Here is a 15931-nt window from a genome sequence, read left to right as displayed (position 1 = left end):
ATCGTTCTGGTCTTTCGTCAGGCTGTCGCCTCGAGAAGCGATTGTCCGAGGAAGGCGGATTTGTCGGGAATGCCCGGCAGGATGAAGAAATACCCGCCGCCGACCGGCTTGATGTATTCCTCCAGCGGTTCGCCGTTCAGCCGGCTCTGCACATGGGTGAAGCCGGCGTCGAGGTCTGACTGGAAGCAGATGAAGAGCAGGCCCATGTCGAGCTGCCCGGACCTGGTTACGCCGTTCGAGTAGTTGAAAGGGCGGCGCAGGATCAGATTCTTCAGCGATTCCGGCGTGCGCGGGTTGGCCAGGCGGATATGGGCGTCGAGCGGCGTGCGTTTGCCTTCGGGATCGTCGCTGTAGACGGGCAGATCGAGCTCGGCCTTGCCGGTGAGGGGCGCACCCGTCGGTTTGTGGCGGCCGATGATGGCTTCCTGCTCCTGCAGGGGCGTACGGTCCCAGCGCTCGACGAAGTTTCGGATGATGCGCACGACACCATAGGTGCCGTTGACTGCCCAGGCAGGCTCATTCGACTCCCGTTGCACCCAGACGACGCGCTTCATTTCCACTTCGTTGTTGTGATCGGGATTGGCGGTGCCGTCTTTGAAGCCGAGGAGGTTGCGCGGGGAAGACTGCTTCTCCCCAACGGCGCGCGGCGGCGGCACGAAGCCTTCCTGCCTCCAACGCACCATCAACAGGTCCGGCGTGTTCTTCACGATGTCGCGCAGGGCGTGGATATTGGTGTCCGTGGTGTTGGAGCAGATCTGCACCATCAGATCGCCGTGGCAGAGATCCTCCTTGAGCGCATCGTTCGGGAATTGCGGCATCCGGACCAGCTGGGACGGCTTCTTGCCGGCAAGGCCGAAACGCTGGTCGAACAGCGAAGCGCCGACGCCGACGGTGATGCTGAGATTGTCGGGGGCGACCACGGGCCCCATCAGGCCCGAGTCGGGCGGCGGGAATTTCGGGTCGATCACTGGCGGCGTACCGCCTTGGGTCAGGAAGGCTATGCGTTCGGTAAGGGTGCGAAACAGGCGTTCGAGATCGGCTCGCTTGGTGGCGAGCACGTCGAAGGCGACCACGAGGCCCATGGGCTGGCGCGGCGTGGTGATGCCTGCCTGATAGGCGCCGAGATAGGGCTGGCGGTCCTGCAGGCTGGTGACGGCGCCCGCTTCGTCGGCCTGGCCTTGGGCCTGAGCCTTGTTCGGGAGTGCGGCGAGCAGGGCACCGCCGCCGGCGGCGCCGAGGCCGAGCAGCATCGATCGCCGGCCGGGAGAGGCCGGATTGCCGCCGGCTACCTTTTCAGTTTCAGGGGTGAGGGAGAATTTGTTCGTCATGGTCTTTGGCCCTGTCAGTCCAGCCCGAGGGTGCCACGCAGTGTCGACAGGCTATCCACAAGGGTCGTCACTGCTTTTTGAAGCGCGGCGCGATCGTCCTGCGTCAGCGCGTCGTAGGATTTGAAGCCGCCATCCGGCGTCTTGTACTTGCCGAGAACGGCGTTCACCGCCGCAAAATTGTCGTCGATGCTCTTCTGGAGCGCGGCATTGGCCTTGGTAGTCAGCGGCACGAGCAGGTCGGTGATCTTGCTGGTGCCTTCGATATTGGCCTGGATGTCGGCGAGATCGATGTGGCTGTAACGCTCTTCCCCGCCTGAGATCTTGGAGGAGGCGATCCGCTCCATCAGCATCGATGCGCCGCCCACCATCTTTTCGGGTGGGACCGTGAGAGTGGACACCCGACCCTGCAGCTCGGTGACATCCTTCATCAGCTTGTCGGCGAGGGGCGGCAGGCCATCCGTGCTCTTCTGCTTGAACAGGCCATATTCGAGGCGATGGAACCCAGTGAAGTTCGGATCGGCCTCGAGCTTCTCATAGACGTCGGCGCGGGCATCGATGGCCTTGTCGAGATCGGAGAAGAGTTCAGCCACCGGCTCCAGGCGATCGTAATGCTGGCGCATCGCGGCATAGAGGGCCTGCGCCTTGGCGAGGTCACCCGCCTTGACGGCGTCGGTGAACGCCTTGGTGGCGTCGACGAGATCGTCGACCTCCAGGTTCATATAGACCTTGTACTCGGCGAGCGGGCCGATGAGGTCGACCAGGCTGGGCGGGGCCTGTTTGGGTGCATTGGCGAGCGCCGTGACATGCAACTTCCCACGCGGATTGGTGAGCAGGCCGCAGGTGATTTCATAGTCGCCCGGCTCCAGCCGCGCAGTCAGCCGCGGGAGCTTGTCGGGAGATGTGTTCTCGCTCGGGAGAATGTTCTCCTTCTCCTCGATCACCATGACCCCTTTCAGGATTTCCCACTCGAGCCCCCGGGTGCTTTTGTTCGTGATGGCGAAGGTCGTGCGCCCTTCCGGTACCGTCAGCTCATTGGGCTCGCAGGCGGTCGCCGTGATGGTCATTGCGACGGCGTCGCCTGGCTTCGGTCCTTCCGCCGTCTCCTTGCGGGCGGCGAGCAAATAGGTTCCCACGCCAACGCCCGCCATGATCACGAGCATGCCGGCGCCGACAGCCAGATAATTGATACGTGGGGCTGTCACGACTGGGCTGCCTTGGAGGTTGGAGTGGAGGGCATCGCGGGCGCACGCAGAAAGAGGAAGAGCGCCGGCAGGAGGTAGAGGAGATAGGTGATGAACTCGCCATTGGTGGGCGTGGCCGTGTAACCGAATATACCTGCGAGAACCGAACCGACCGCACTGTCATCCGGCAGGATGCCGGAGATGTCGAAGGCCGTGCCCTGCAGGTAGTTCCAGAGGCCCGCCTCGTGCAGTGAGCGCAGGGCGGTGGCGACCAACCCGGCGGCCACGAAGACGATCAGGATGCTGGTCCAGCGGAAGAACACGCGCAGATTGAGCCGGGCGCTGCCGTAATAGAGCGCGACACCGAAGGCAATCGCACCGGCCAGGCCCAGGAAGGCGCCGATGGGCGCGCTATAGCCGACATTCTGTTCGAAGGTCGCAAGCAGGAAGAATACCGATTCCAGCCCTTCGCGGGCCACGGCCAGGAACACCATGCCCACCAGCGCCATGCCCTGATGGTCGTGCGAGGCAAGCGCCTCGTCGATGGAATGCTGCAACTCGGCCTTGATGGTGCGCGCGGCCTTGCGCATCCAGAACACCATGGCGGTGAGCAGACACACGGCGATTAGGCCGACAATCGCCTCGAACAGTTCCTGCGTGCGCTGGGGAAATTCGGCGGCGGCGACATAGAGGGCAGCGAAGACCGAAAGCGACAGGCCGATGGCAAGGACGATTCCGCACCACACTGCCGGCATCCAGTTGCTGCGTCCGGTCTGCCGCAAATAGGAGGCGACAATGCCGACGATCAGCGCTGCCTCGATGCCTTCGCGCAGCATGATGAGAAACGGTACGAGCATAATGATGGTCTCGCTTGCCCCCGCAGCGTTGCCGATGTGCTAGGGCTATTACACGCTATTGAATTTGATGAACAAGAGGTATTGATACAAAAAGACGTTAGAAATCAAAGATAAGAGTAATTCTAAATTATAGTTGTGAGTAGTTCTAAACTGCGTAGTCTGGCGTTGTTCTTTAGAGTTTTTCAAAACTGTGCGCTGTTGTCGTTGATCTCACAACGTCCGGCTGCGTTCTGGAGCGAGCACGCCATGCGACACTGGCACGTCGCCGCTGCTTCAAATCGTCATGGGGAGAGTCTAATCTTGCCGCTTTCTCAACTCCTGATGGCCCATGGCAGAGACGTCCGACAGCGCGCATCCTCCACAGAGTGGCCATTTCCTTGAGATTCTGGGTGTCTTCCTACGGCTGGGGCTGCTCTCCTTTGGCGGTCCCATTGCGCATCTGGGTTATTTCAACGAGACCCTGGTGAAGCGCCGGGGCTGGATCTCGCAGGCCGGCTACACCGACCTGATCGCTCTCAGCCAGCTGCTGCCCGGGCCGTCCTCCAGCCAGGTCGGCTTCGCGCTCGGGGTGCTGCGGGGCGGTGGGATCGCCGGCGGTCTTGCCGCCTGGCTCGGCTTCACCATGCCGACGGTGATTCTGCTGCTGGCCTTCGCCCATGGCGCCTCGGCTTTCCGCGAGCCCTGGCAAGTCGGGCTGCTGCACGGTCTCAAGCTCGTAGCGGTCGCCATCGTTGCGCACGCCGTCTGGAGCATGGCGCGAACGCTGGCCTGGGACAGGCGCCTGATCGCCATTGCGATCGTCGCCACTGCGATGGCGTTGACGCTCGAAGGCGGCTGGGCGCAGATCGGCGTGATCGCGATGGGCGCGCTGGCAGGGCTCGGTCTGATCAAGGGCGGTGAGGGGCCGGACATCTCTCATGCGGTGCTGCCGATTTCGCGCAGGCAGGGTGGCATGGCGCTCGCCGCCTTCGCGGTCCTCTTTCTTGGGCTGCCGCTGCTAGCCGCCGCCACGGGTTCGCATCTCCTCGACCTGATCACCGGCTTCTTCCGCTCCGGCTCGCTGGTGTTCGGCGGCGGCCATGTCGTGCTCCCGCTGTTGCATGATGTGGTGGTTGCGCCTGGTTGGGTGAGTGTCGGCGACTTCGTCGCCGGCTATGGCGCGACACAGGCCATGCCCGGCCCGGTCTTCTCCTTCGCCGCATTTCTCGGAGCGGTGGCATCGCCGGCGCCAAACGGTGTCCTCGGCGGCATGATCGCCGTGGTTTCCTTGTTCCTGCCCGGACTTCTGCTGATCTACGGCATGCTGCCCTTCTGGAACGACCTGCGCCGCATCACAGCCGTGCAGGCTGCGATGCGCGGCGTTAATGCCGCGGTGATCGGGCTGCTCGCCGCTGCCTTCTACCAGCCGCTCTGGACATCCACGGTCACCGGCGTCGGCGATATCGTGCTGACACTGGGAGGCTTCAGCGCGCTGGTATTCGGCCGGGCACCACCCTGGCTCGTGGTGATCGCGCTGGGCGTCATAGGTATCGCCCTGGGCGTGCTGGCCTAATAGAGCTACCGGGCGGTTCTGATCGAAGCGACTGCCCGGGCCACGAGTTCCTTCGTGGTCGTCACCACCCCCCACACCGGCGTGCCCTTCAGCCAGTTCAGGATCGAGCTCCGGATCCAGGCGATAAAATCGATCAACCAGGCGAACCAGCCGATCGTCAACAGTTTGGGCTTGCCGGCTTCATAGATACGCTCGATCAGCAGGAAGCTGGCGAGATAGGCAAAGACCAGAATGAGGAGACCGCGGATGACATGGGTCTCGCCAATCAGCAAAAGGCCGTAGATCTTCAGGGGCTCGGCGATGGCGAGCGGCACCAGCAGCAGCACCAGGATGACGAAGCGGGGAAGACGCGCCACGTGCGCTTCGGCCGCCTCGACGACGTGCAGTTCCGCAAAGCGCCGAATGAGCGGGCGGTAGAGCGGACGGGCGAGCTCGTCGATGATGACGATGAAGCCGACGACGATCTGCAGGGGGAGAAGCAAAAGGCGCTTGAGCGTCATGTGGCAATCCCGGGTAATCCACACGACAATGTGTGGAGGCGTAGCGCGATTGCAACAGCAGCGTGCAAGAATCACCAAAAGATCGAGTTTCCCACCGTTTCGCCGCATTCGGCGGTTCTATCGGGCACCAGCTTCGGTGATACGGAGTTTCCGGCCGGGGATTTTCAAAAGACTCGGACTTTGAGAAGACGCAGCGACATCCGGGCCCATCCTTTCGATGGCGTGGAAACCTCCGTCCAGGCGGCAAGATGGAATCGAGACAGCAGATCGGCCTGGCGGCCATTGGGGTGATAGGACTGGCGCTGGCGTTGGGTGGCTTCGCGCTGAAACGTCCGGCCGTGCCGTCCCGCGCCGTCGAGGCGGACATGGCCGCTGCCGCGCCGGCGTCGCCACCCGCGCCTCCGGCCGCCGCGGTTCCCACCCCGCGGGACGCCGAGAGCTGCCTGCGCAAGGGTATCGTGGTGACGCTGAGCCAGGCGAGCTTTCACATCTCCGGCCCGCCGGCCTTGACGGTGATAACAGGCGATGGCGTCGACGATGAGATCAATTTCGCCACCAAGGCGGGAGTAGACAAGGCCTGCCAGGCGCCGGCTATCACGGCCAAGGCCATCGCGCTCAATTTCGACGCCATGGAGAAGGACTGGGGCGTCGCCGCCAATTGGCGTACCGAGTTCTGCACGGACGCGGCGCCGGAGGCCATCCGCTTCCTGTGCGGTGGCGAGGAACGGCCCAAGGGCACGCCGCGCCGCCTTGCCCTGGTGGCGATCTACAATCCCGACACTTTCAACGGCGAGAGCATGTTTCCCCAGGAAGCGCCGCAATATGCGAACTTCCTGGCCTGGAAGGACCGGCTGACCAAGGCGGGCACCCCGCCGCCGGCGCAAGCCGATGGCGACTTCGATGTCTATCCTGGCGGCGTCTGGGTTGAACGCGACGGCAAGGGCGGCGATCCCTTCCTCGTCGCCTGCGACGCCGACGTCTTGCCGGTTACGGGCCAGCACTACTGTATCGGTACGCTCGCCCTCGACAAGGGGCTGCGGGCGCGTGTTGAATTCCGCACCGTGACGGGGCAGATCGGCACCGAGGCAGGTGCCGCGCAGGCCCATCTGCGTACCTTGCTGGCCGCCTGGAAGTAAAGTCTACTCCTGGTCGGGCCCGGCCCAGCCGGGCAGGTAGTCCGATTCTTCCGAGCGTGCGAGTTGCAGCGCGCGATCGAGGGCGCCCCCGAAATCGGCATCTATCTGCTTCCTGGTGATCCGGCGGCGCAGGAAGTCGGCCCAGAGGAATTCGACATAGGGCGCATCCGACTTTGCGTAACCGCCGGCCCGGCGCAGGGAGCCGGCGAGCGAGCGGTAGGGATCGTCCACCAGGCCGGTGATCCGTCTGGGAATGGCATCGTAGGACTGGCGCACTCCATTCGCATCGAAGGGGTGCATCAGGTTGAGACTGTCGAGCACGAACCAGAAGGCTTGTCTGTCTAACTTGGAGTAGTTGGCCCGGACGGTCACGAAGACCTTCTCCACGCCCTCCTCATGCAGGGCAAGCGAGAGGTGATGGTGGTCGAGGATGTAGTAGTTGCCCTTGGGGCCGACGATCACCGGAATCATATGATCTTTGACGTAACTCATCTCCTTATGGACACCCTGCGCTTTCCAGCGCTTGCGCTTGTCCTCGACCTCCTTCCTCCCGACGGTGATCTGGGTGGGCCGGAGACTGTCGATCGGAACCGGCTCGATGACGGGATCGACATAGTGATCGACGCGGGCGGTGCTAGTCATGGTGATCTTCCCGATGTTGAGAGCATGGAGCGAGCTGCCTCATAAGCATCCCACACGCTCCAGAAGCAGCGATTGGGCCCGGCGAGGTCCCCAGCCCCCGCCCTGGCCAGGCCGGCGCGGGCATCGTCCTTCAGCCGCGCCAGGTAGAGCGTCTTGCCCTTGCCTCTGAGCACGCCCTCGAACTCGACAAGGGCGTCGAGGGCGGTCGAATCCATGTCGGAGCTGTCTTCCAGGCTGAGGATGACGGCGCTCATGGCTGGCTTGTCAAGGCAAAGGCGCTGGCCCTGACCCAGGCTCGCCTCGGCATTGAAGAAGAACAGCGGCTCGGTGGGCCTGAAAATGCCGATCGCCTCGTCCAGACGGGCGTCTGGATGACGTGCGACGTCGACGAAGTCGCGGGAATCGCCGAGTTCGCCCAACCTCGCAACCTGGGGCGAACCGAGGCGGCGCAGGGTGGCTGCGATGGACAGGGCAATGGCGACCAACATGCCGTTGAGCACGCCGAGCACCATCACGGCCAGTGCCGCCCCGCAGGCGACATATTGATCGCGGTCCATCTTCCACAGCCGCCACAGAGGCTGAGGATCGAGGGCGTGGGTCATCGCCGCGATCACCACCGCGGCGAGGATCGGTTCGGGCAGGCGGGCGACCTGGCTGCCGGCAACGCCGATGAGGACGGCGACGCCCATCGCGGCGACGACGCCGGCCCAGCGGCTGACGGCGCCTGCCGCCTCATTGGCCGAGGAGGCGGAAAAGCCGGCTCCGACGGGCATGCCGCGCACGAGGCCGGAGATCAGGTTGGCGGTGCCGATCGCCAGCAATTCGCGGTTGGCCTCGACCTGTTCGTCATGGCGCAGGGCGAGCGAGCGCACGGTGCCCCAGGATTCGGCGAACAGGATGAGGGCGAGGGGCACCGAGGTCTGCACCAGGCGCGACCATTCGCGCCCGGTGAGATCGGGGACGACGGGCAGTTCCGGCGTGACGTCGATCGGGCCGACGACGGCGACCTGGTGGCCGGGGAAATCGACGAGATAGGTTGCGGCGATGCCGGCCGCCAGCACGAGGAAGGCGCCGGGCAGGGCAGGGATGCGCCGGAGCGTGAGCAGGGCCAACAGCGCCAGCGTGCCGGTGATGAGACCAACGCCGTTCCATTGAGAGAACTGCCTGGCGATGCCGATGACGAGGCTCAGGGGATCGCCGCTTGCCTGGATGCCGAGCACGGAGGGGATCTGCTTGAGCACGATGGTGATGGCAAGACCGAAGGCAAAGCCCCGCAGAACCGGCCGGGATACGAAGCTCGACAGCGATCCCAGCCTGGCAAAGCCGGCAATGACGAAGACGGCGCCGGCGATAACGACGGCGGTGAAGGCTATCGCCTGCTTGTCGGCGCCGCCTGTTGACTGGAAGGTGGCGACAGTGGCGGCCAGGATTGCGGCGGAAGACGAAGTCGCGGTGGTGATCGCGTAATTGCTGCGTCCCAGCAGGGCATAGACAACCAGGCCGACGATGGCGGCAAAGATCGCGTGTTGGGGCGGCAGACCCGCAATGGTCGAATAGGCGACTGCCTCGGGCACAAGCAAGCCCGCGACGGACAGTCCGGCCAGGACATCGCTACGCTGCACCGCCAAGCTGAAATCCTTTTGCCGGCAAATGGAATTACCGCATGAGCGGGCCCGATTATGGCGCTATTGTGACAGTTGTGTATCACTTTCTTTCCATGCCCGTCTTGCATGGGAAAGGGGCAGGGGCATGAGGAAAGGAGTAGCTGTATTCGGTCGCGCAGATGGAGTCGAACCCAGACGATACCATCAGACGGACGCTGTCAGCCCTCCATCCACATATATGATGTGGCCGTTGACGAAGTTAGAGGCGCCGCTCGCCAGGAAGACGGCTGCGCCCGCCAGTTCCTCGACCTTGCCCCAGCGCCCGGCCGGCGTGCGCGCTTCCACCCAGGCCGAGAATTTCTCATCTGCCATCAGGGCGGTGTTGAGTTCGGTCTCGATATAGCCGGGGCCGATGCCGTTGACCTGGATGTTGTGGCGGCCAAGCTCGGCGCACATCGCCTTGGTCATCATTTTCACCGCGCCCTTGGCGGCGGTATAGGGCACGATGTTGGCGCGGCCGAGTTCGCTCATCACCGAGCAGATATTGATGATCTTGCCCGCCCTGCGCGCGATCATGCCGCGCGCCACGGCCTGGGCCACGAAGAACACGCCGTCGACATTGGTGGTCTGCACCTCGCGAAACACCTCGGCCGGAAACTCCACGAAAGGCGCGCGGCGCTGGATGCCGGCATTGTTGATGAGGATGTCGATGCGGCCGTGGCGCGCCTCGATCGCATCGACGGTCGCTTCGATGGCAGCGCGGTCCGTAACGTCGAAGGCCGCGGTCTCCACCGTCAGGCCCTGTTCCACCAGGGAACGGGCGGCGCTGTCCAGCTTGCCCTGGCCCCGCCCGTTGAGGATCACCGTGGCGCCGGCTTCAGCCAGCCCCTTGGCCAGCGCCAGGCCGATGCCTTGGCTGGAGCCGGTGATAAGGGCGATACGGCCCGTCAGGTCGAACATATCCGTCAGCATGGCTTCCTCCCGTGCCGGACTGCAAACGGTTCCAAGGGAACCGGATGGCGCTTCAGATTCTGTCTTGTCGCATTTTTTGACCCTAATGTGCGAGCGCGGGAGAGGCCAGCCAGTTCGTCTGACAAATGTGACGTACAAGCGTCAGGATGACTGCTTTCGCACCGCCTCGATCTGCTCGTCATAGGCCCTGCAGATATCCTGCGACGGTGAAGCGCCGGCCGATTGCGCCTTTGCCATCAGGTCCAGCGCCTTGCCCCAGGCTTCGGGGTTGGCGGTGGCCTTGGCCGGATCGTTGGCGAGGGCCGCCGTCATGGCGTCCCGCAGATCCTGGTGCTTTTGCTGCAGCGCTTCGGGCGTGCAATCCTCGCCACCGCCGCAGGAGGCGAGGGCGAATGCAAGAGCGCCAAGGAGCGCGGCGAGTGGGGCTGATTTCACCAGGGCCATTCCTGTTTTTCGAGCCGAGGTTCGAATCGGCCATCATCAGCCCGCCATAGGCGAAGCCCCGGCGTCTTTCAACGGTGCAAGTCCGGGGGCGCTTGCACGGCAGGAATGTCTCAAAATCGCCAAAACGTGCAATTTCGTGTCTTAGCTGTCGCATTCCGACAAAAAAATAACAAGTTTATTGCTAATAAAGCAGATCAGGCGCTGCTTTCCGTTAAGGAATATGCTCTGGGTAACGGGACTTGATTTCTCCGGAACCGGTTACCACACGATTGCGATTTCCCAGAGGAGAAATCAAAATAGTGTGCGAAAGCGCGCGCCGACTCATTTATGCTTGAAATATTGGCATGGAAATTTGTTTCGAGAAGCGAAGATAGAGGTTTTCTTACGAAAGCATGGGCAAGGCCGCAAAACACCCGCTGAAATCATCATTCGTCTTGCCCGAGTTGCGACAGGTCGCGGCCCTCCCATTGCGCATGGAGGATGGTGGACTTGAAGTGTGCCTGGTCACCACGCGGGAAACACGGCGCTGGACCATCCCCAAGGGATGGCCGATGAAGGATATCAAGGACTGCCGCGCCGCCGCCATCGAGGCCGAACAGGAAGCCGGCCTCCTGGGCAAGACCCAAAAGGAGCCGGTTGGCGAGTACTTCTACTGGAAGCGGCGCAATCTGCAATTCGATCTCGTTCGCGTCTTCGTCTACCAGCTCGATGTCACCGGTCATTTACCTGCCTGGCGCGAAATGGGCGAGCGAGAGGTGCGTTGGTTCAAGCCGCATGACGCCGCGCTGCTGGTGGCAGAGGTGGGTCTGTCGACTCTGTTGGAAGGGCTGGAGGAAGCAGCGTGACCGTTGCCGGGTAAGTGTCATGAGTCTGTCACACGCTTGATCTAGCCGGTGACTTCCCAGGGTGTGCCGGCTGTTCGGGCTGGGCGGGGCGGCGATCCTGGCGGAGCCGTTATGGACAATATTCGACACGAACGCCTGCCGGGTACGAATTTCGTCCCGGTGGCGATATCGGGCTTGGTCTGGGCCTATCGTTTCCGCGAAGGTTATGCACCCGAGGCGCTTGAAGCCGGTGACGTTCCGGGCGCGCTACTGGCCGAAGATGGCTGGCTCTGGCTGCATTTCAGCCTCACCGACAGGCTGGGCCGGGACTGGATCTCTTCGCTCGAGCAGTTGCCGGAGGAGGTTCGCGCCCTGTTCCTGGCCAGCGACGAGCCGCTCGGCCTGCAGGCCAGCGGTGATGTCATTTACGGCGTGATCGCCGATTTCCACAGCGAGCTGGCGGGCGAGAGCGATCATATCGGGCGCCTTCGCTTCGGACTCAGCGAGAGGCTGGTGATCTCCGGGCGTAGGCACCCGCTCCGCTCGGTGGAGGAGATCCACCGCGCCATCCAGGGCGGGCTCAACCTTCCCGTCGCGGGTCAGCTCATCGAAACCATCATCGATCGCTTCTGCGATTCCGTCGCCCGCCGCGTCGCGGCGATGACGGATGAACTCGATGCTGCCGAGGATCGCGTCGTCGTGGACATGGCGACCACCGAGCGCAGCAGGCTGATCAATGTCCGCCGCGTCACGGTGCGAGTGCATCGCCAGCTTTCTTCCCTTTCCTCGGTGCTGCGCAACTGGCATGCCCGGCCGCGCGACGAGAAGGACAAGCCAGCGATGCACATCTCGTCGAAGCGGCTGGCCGACCGGCTCGAATCGCTCGATCACGACATGCACACGCTTCAGGAGCGCGCCAAGCTGCTACTCGACGAGGTCGCGGCCCGCCAGGCCGACGAGACCAACCGCTCCTTGCGAGCGCTGTCGATCATCACCGCGCTGCTGCTGCCGGGCAGCATGGTGGCTGGCATCTTCGGCATGAACACCAAGGATCTGCCCTTCACGGATACCGAGGGCGGCTTCTGGTTCGCGATGATCATCGGCGTCGTTGCGACGACGGTGTTCTACTGGGTGCTGAAGCGCGTGGGAGCGGGTCTGCGCCTGTGAAGGATTGGTAAGGATCGGGCCAAAACGTCGCGGCTGCCCTTGCGAAAGAGCCGTCGCGCTTCCATAAGAGCCGGAGACTTCGATGGTCTTATTGTGGAAGTGAGCCTTGTCCCGCGCCGTCTCCGCCCCTTGGCACCTTAGCCCCAATTTCCTGCCGATCCTGGCAGTGTTCCTGGTGACGGGCTTCTCGCTTTTCACCGGCTGGCTTTACGCGCCGATTGCCGTTTTTGCCTTTGTAGTGGCTGGTTGGGTCATCACCCTCTGCCTGCATGAGGCCTCCCACGCGCTGGTTGCCTATTGGGGTGGCGACAGGAGCGTGGTGGAGCGGGGTTATCTGACGCTCGATCCCCTGGCCTATGCCCATCCTCTGATGACATTTGGCCTGCCGATCCTCTTCCTGCTGCTGGGCGGCATCGGCTTGCCTGGTGGTGCCGTCTACATCAATACGAGCGCCCTGCGCAGCAAGCATTGGGATGCGTTCTGCTCGGCGGCCGGGCCGCTCGCCAACCTCGTCGTGCTGGTTGTTCTCTCCATTCCCTTCATGCTGGGCCTCCACGAACAGGTCGGAACGGCGCCCTTCTGGGGCGGTCTTGCCTTCCTGGCCGCGCTGCAAGGCTCGGCCGTGGTGCTCAACCTTCTGCCCATCCCCGGTTTCGATGGCTTCGGCATCATCAAGCCTTATCTGCCCTATGACATGCAGGCCCAGGCGATCCGGGCTGCCCCCATCGTTTCCATGCTGGCGCTGCTCCTCCTGTGGAACACCCAGTTCGGAGGCATGGTCTGGAACGCCGTGTTCCGCCTGACCGATCTTTTCGGCCTCGACCCGCAATATATCTTCTACGGACTGAGCCTGTTCCGCTTCTGGAACTGACGGCGACAGGGCGCCGAGCCCATGGTGGGAGCGGAAGTTTCGCGGGGGCGCCCTTGCCCCGCTGCGTCGCCTCCGCTACACACCGCCCCAATCCCCATTTCTATGACAAGCGGCAGCAAGGCACCATGGCCTCGTATCAATTCGTCTACCACATGCAGGGTCTGAACAAGACCTATCCGGGTGGCAAGAAGGTGCTGGATAACATCCATCTCTCCTTCTACCCCGACGCCAAGATCGGCGTGCTCGGCGTCAACGGCTCGGGCAAATCGACGCTGCTGCGCATTATGGCCGGCATCGACAAGGATTTCACCGGCGATGGCTGGGTGGCGGAGGGTGCGCGCGTCGGCTACCTGCCGCAGGAACCGAAGCTCGATCCGACCAAGACGGTGCGCGAGAACGTCATGGACGGGGTCGCGGCCAAGAGGGCGATCCTCGACCGCTACAACGAACTCGCCATGAACTATTCTGACGAGACGGCCGACGAGATGAGCCGCCTGCAGGACGAGATCGACGCCAAGAATCTGTGGGACCTCGACAGCCAGGTCGATCAGGCCATGGATGCCTTGCGCTGCCCGCCCGACGATGCTGCCGTCGAAAATCTCTCCGGCGGTGAACGCCGCCGCGTGGCGCTCTGCCGCCTGCTGCTCGAGGCGCCGGAACTGCTGCTGCTGGACGAGCCGACCAACCATCTCGATGCCGAGACGGTGGCGTGGCTCGAAGGCCATCTGCGCACCTATCCGGGCGCGATCCTGATCGTCACCCATGACCGCTACTTCCTCGACAACGTCACCGGCTGGATCCTCGAACTCGATCGCGGCCGCGGCATTCCCTACGAGGGCAATTACTCGTCCTGGCTGGTGCAAAAACAGAAGCGCCTCGCCCAGGAATCGAGCGAGGAGGAGAGCCGCCAGAAGCAGCTTGCCGCCGAGCAGGAATGGATCGCGGCCAGCCCCAAGGCGCGCCAGGCCAAGTCCAAGGCCCGCATCAATGCCTATGAGGACCTGCTCGCGAAGGCGAACGAGAAGGGCCCGAGCACGGCCCAGATCATGATCCAGACCGGCCCGCGCCTCGGCGGCAAGGTCATTGAGGTTGCCGGCGTGTCCAAGGCCTTCGGCGACCGCCTGCTGATCGACGACCTCAACTTCACCCTGCCGCCCGGCGGCATCGTCGGCGTCATCGGCCCCAACGGCGCGGGCAAGACCACCCTGTTCCGCATGCTGCTCGGCCTGGAAAAGCCCGACGCCGGCACCATCACCTTCGGCGACACCGTACAGCCGGGCTATGTCGACCAGTCGCGCGATGCGCTCGACCCCAACAAGACGGTCTGGCAGGAAATCTCCGGCGGCAACGAGATCCTCTATCTCGGCAAGCGCGAGGTGAATTCGCGCGGCTACACCTCCGCCTTCAATTTCAAGGGCGGCGACCAGCAGAAGAAGGTCGGCGTGCTCTCGGGCGGCGAACGCAATCGCGTCCAGCTTGCCAAGATGCTGAAGGAAGGCTCCAACGTTCTCTTCCTGGACGAGCCGACCAACGACCTCGACGTGGAAACGCTGCGGGCCCTGGAGGAAGCGCTGGAGAACTATGCCGGCTGCGCCGTCATCATCTCGCATGACCGCTTCTTCCTCGACCGCCTCGCTACGCACATCCTGGCCTTCGAGGGCGACAGCCATGTCGAGTGGTTCGAGGGCAATTTCGAGGCCTATGAGGAAGACAAGAAGCGGCGCCTCGGCATCGATTCCACCATTCCGAAGCGCATTCAGTACAAGAAGTTCTCGCGCTAAATTTATGGAGATACGGACGTCAGCGACATTGAACGGTGTTCACCGTGGCTGACGTCCGCACTTGGAAACACCGCTCCCACGGAAGAGCAGGGGCAGACCGTTCGACACCCTCTCCGTTGCCTCGGGGAGCTCCGTATTCCCCGGACGTCGCGTTTCCGCGCCCAGTTCAGGCTAGGGCACGCATCTCACACAAAGTCTTCCCTCACGGCCGGTGCTTGAGCTTGCCCGTTGCCTCAGGCGATGTTTTCAAAGTTCCTGAAGCCTCAATCGTTATGTCGGGCGCCTTGAGCGTGAGGGTCTTTGCCGCTGAAATTACGATTGATCCGCTCTGACTGTCGATCACAACGCGATTGCCATCAATGTCTTCGAGCCGCAGGCCGGCACTGTCGAGCTCGACTTTCTTGCCGTCGCGGAGCTCGATCCGCACCGAACCCGCGTCCCCATCATCGAAGGTCAACTGGTTCCCATTTCGCGTACGGATCATACGGATATTGTTCTTGCCGTCCCCATTGGTGGCCGGCGGGCGGTCGCGACCGCTCCATAGCGCCCCCACCACGTAGGGTTGTCTCGGGTTACCAGCCTCAAAGGCCAACAACACCTCATCGCCGATGTCGGGCAAGAAATAGAATCCGCGATCGCCGCCCGCCATGGGTGCCGCCATCCGCGCCCACTGACTGGCCTGGGATTGGCCCGGCAAGGAATAAGTGACTTGCACGCGGCCTTCCGCCTCCGGATCCCGATTGTCGCGGACAGTGCCCGTCATGACGCCCTGAATGATGTTGTCCGACATGAACCGGATCTCCGCCACGTGAGCATGTTCTCCAGTGAAATGAAATATCGCGTCGTCATCGAGATGGCGAGCCTGCCGGAAGCTGCGTAAGAGGTTCTCGCGTCAAGGGTTCGGGATTGCGGGTGTCGGAGCGCTCCGCGCCATCGGCTTGGAATGGTCCGACGTGAAAGAACGCGCCGTAAAAATTGCGTTTGCGCTGCAGCAAATGCCGGACTATGGTTGCGAAAGTGGAGGGTGGCTCCACTTTCTATCGTACCGAAATCCTCAAATCAAAACCCGGCC

Annotated in this window: 15 protein-coding genes; 6 read left to right on the top strand and 9 right to left on the bottom strand. The window is 63.1% G+C overall.

Annotated features, from left to right (window positions below; translation table 11 throughout):
• Nucleotides 1–17: 17 nt before the first annotated feature.
• The 3 genes from efeB to efeU are packed head-to-tail and all read right to left on the bottom strand — an operon-like array spanning nucleotide 18 to nucleotide 3366.
• Nucleotides 18–1328: an iron uptake transporter deferrochelatase/peroxidase subunit gene (efeB, locus tag ACMDCR_RS21060; RefSeq protein WP_413988490.1), complete on the bottom strand. Its 1311-nt coding sequence runs from the start codon at nucleotides 1326–1328 to the stop codon at nucleotides 18–20.
• Between the two features lie 14 nt (nucleotides 1329–1342).
• The gene (efeO, locus tag ACMDCR_RS21055; protein ID WP_413988489.1) at nucleotides 1343–2530 is read right to left on the bottom strand and encodes an iron uptake system protein EfeO; all 1188 of its coding nucleotides are present in this window, start codon (nucleotides 2528–2530) and stop codon (nucleotides 1343–1345) included.
• Nucleotides 2527–3366: an iron uptake transporter permease EfeU gene (gene efeU / locus ACMDCR_RS21050; RefSeq protein WP_413988488.1), complete on the bottom strand. Its 840-nt coding sequence runs from the start codon at nucleotides 3364–3366 to the stop codon at nucleotides 2527–2529. The genes efeO and efeU overlap by 4 nt, the downstream gene beginning before the upstream one ends.
• A gap of 328 nt (nucleotides 3367–3694) precedes the next feature.
• Between efeU and chrA the strand changes: the two genes are divergently transcribed.
• Nucleotides 3695–4918 (top strand): chromate efflux transporter, encoded by a 1224-nt coding sequence (gene chrA, locus ACMDCR_RS21045; protein ID WP_413988487.1) that lies wholly within the window; start codon nucleotides 3695–3697, stop codon nucleotides 4916–4918.
• Between the two features lie 5 nt (nucleotides 4919–4923).
• Here the strand turns inward: chrA and ACMDCR_RS21040 are convergent, their stop codons facing one another.
• Complete coding sequence (locus ACMDCR_RS21040; RefSeq protein WP_413988486.1) at nucleotides 4924–5418, bottom strand: hypothetical protein; 495 nt, start codon at nucleotides 5416–5418, stop codon at nucleotides 4924–4926.
• Between the two features lie 248 nt (nucleotides 5419–5666).
• Between ACMDCR_RS21040 and ACMDCR_RS21035 the strand changes: the two genes are divergently transcribed.
• A complete protein-coding gene (locus ACMDCR_RS21035; protein WP_413988485.1) occupies nucleotides 5667–6554 on the top strand; it encodes a hypothetical protein in 888 nt (295 codons plus the stop codon).
• Between the two features lie 3 nt (nucleotides 6555–6557).
• On the opposite strand, the gene ACMDCR_RS21030 is transcribed toward ACMDCR_RS21035, so the two are convergent.
• The 4 genes from ACMDCR_RS21030 to ACMDCR_RS21015 all read right to left on the bottom strand — a co-directional run bounded on the left by ACMDCR_RS21030 (nucleotide 6558) and on the right by ACMDCR_RS21015 (nucleotide 10207).
• Entirely contained in the window at nucleotides 6558–7196 is a 639-nt protein-coding gene (locus ACMDCR_RS21030; protein WP_413988484.1) for a ParB-like protein, read from the bottom strand.
• On the bottom strand, nucleotides 7193–8818 hold the full coding sequence (locus ACMDCR_RS21025) for a SulP family inorganic anion transporter (protein WP_413993686.1): 1626 nt from the start codon (nucleotides 8816–8818) through the stop codon (nucleotides 7193–7195). Before ACMDCR_RS21025 ends, ACMDCR_RS21030 begins: the two co-directional genes overlap by 4 nt.
• A 186-nt stretch (nucleotides 8819–9004) precedes the next feature.
• Nucleotides 9005–9772, bottom strand: coding sequence for a glucose 1-dehydrogenase (locus tag ACMDCR_RS21020; protein ID WP_413988483.1), 768 nt, complete (start codon nucleotides 9770–9772; stop codon nucleotides 9005–9007).
• 141 nt (nucleotides 9773–9913) lie between these two features.
• The gene (locus tag ACMDCR_RS21015; protein WP_413988482.1) at nucleotides 9914–10207 is read right to left on the bottom strand and encodes a hypothetical protein; all 294 of its coding nucleotides are present in this window, start codon (nucleotides 10205–10207) and stop codon (nucleotides 9914–9916) included.
• A 401-nt stretch (nucleotides 10208–10608) separates the two neighbouring features.
• Here ACMDCR_RS21015 and ACMDCR_RS21010 point away from each other — a divergent pair, with 401 nt between their 5' ends.
• The 4 genes from ACMDCR_RS21010 to ettA all read left to right on the top strand — a co-directional run bounded on the left by ACMDCR_RS21010 (nucleotide 10609) and on the right by ettA (nucleotide 14859).
• Nucleotides 10609–11061, top strand: coding sequence for an NUDIX hydrolase (locus tag ACMDCR_RS21010; RefSeq protein ID WP_413988481.1), 453 nt, complete (start codon nucleotides 10609–10611; stop codon nucleotides 11059–11061).
• 111 nt (nucleotides 11062–11172) lie between these two features.
• Nucleotides 11173–12207 carry a CorA family divalent cation transporter gene (locus ACMDCR_RS21005; RefSeq protein WP_413988480.1) on the top strand — a complete coding sequence of 345 codons (1035 nt, stop codon included), beginning with the start codon at nucleotides 11173–11175 and terminating at the stop codon, nucleotides 12205–12207.
• Nucleotides 12208–12313: 106 nt separating this feature from the next.
• Nucleotides 12314–13078 (top strand): site-2 protease family protein, encoded by a 765-nt coding sequence (locus ACMDCR_RS21000; protein ID WP_413988479.1) that lies wholly within the window; start codon nucleotides 12314–12316, stop codon nucleotides 13076–13078.
• Nucleotides 13079–13203: 125 nt separating this feature from the next.
• Nucleotides 13204–14859, top strand: a complete 1656-nt coding sequence (gene ettA, locus ACMDCR_RS20995) for an energy-dependent translational throttle protein EttA (RefSeq protein ID WP_413988478.1) — start codon at nucleotides 13204–13206, stop codon at nucleotides 14857–14859.
• Between the two features lie 202 nt (nucleotides 14860–15061).
• Here the strand turns inward: ettA and ACMDCR_RS20990 are convergent, their stop codons facing one another.
• Complete coding sequence (locus tag ACMDCR_RS20990) at nucleotides 15062–15649, bottom strand: phage baseplate assembly protein V (protein ID WP_413988477.1); 588 nt, start codon at nucleotides 15647–15649, stop codon at nucleotides 15062–15064.
• Nucleotides 15650–15931: the final 282 nt, after the last annotated feature.

The organism is Labrys okinawensis (assembly GCF_047345005.1).
Lineage (GTDB): Bacteria > Pseudomonadota > Alphaproteobacteria > Rhizobiales > Labraceae > Labrys > Labrys okinawensis.
Note: the sequence above shows the minus strand (reverse complement) of the source record. Positions and strands in the feature narration are given on the sequence as shown.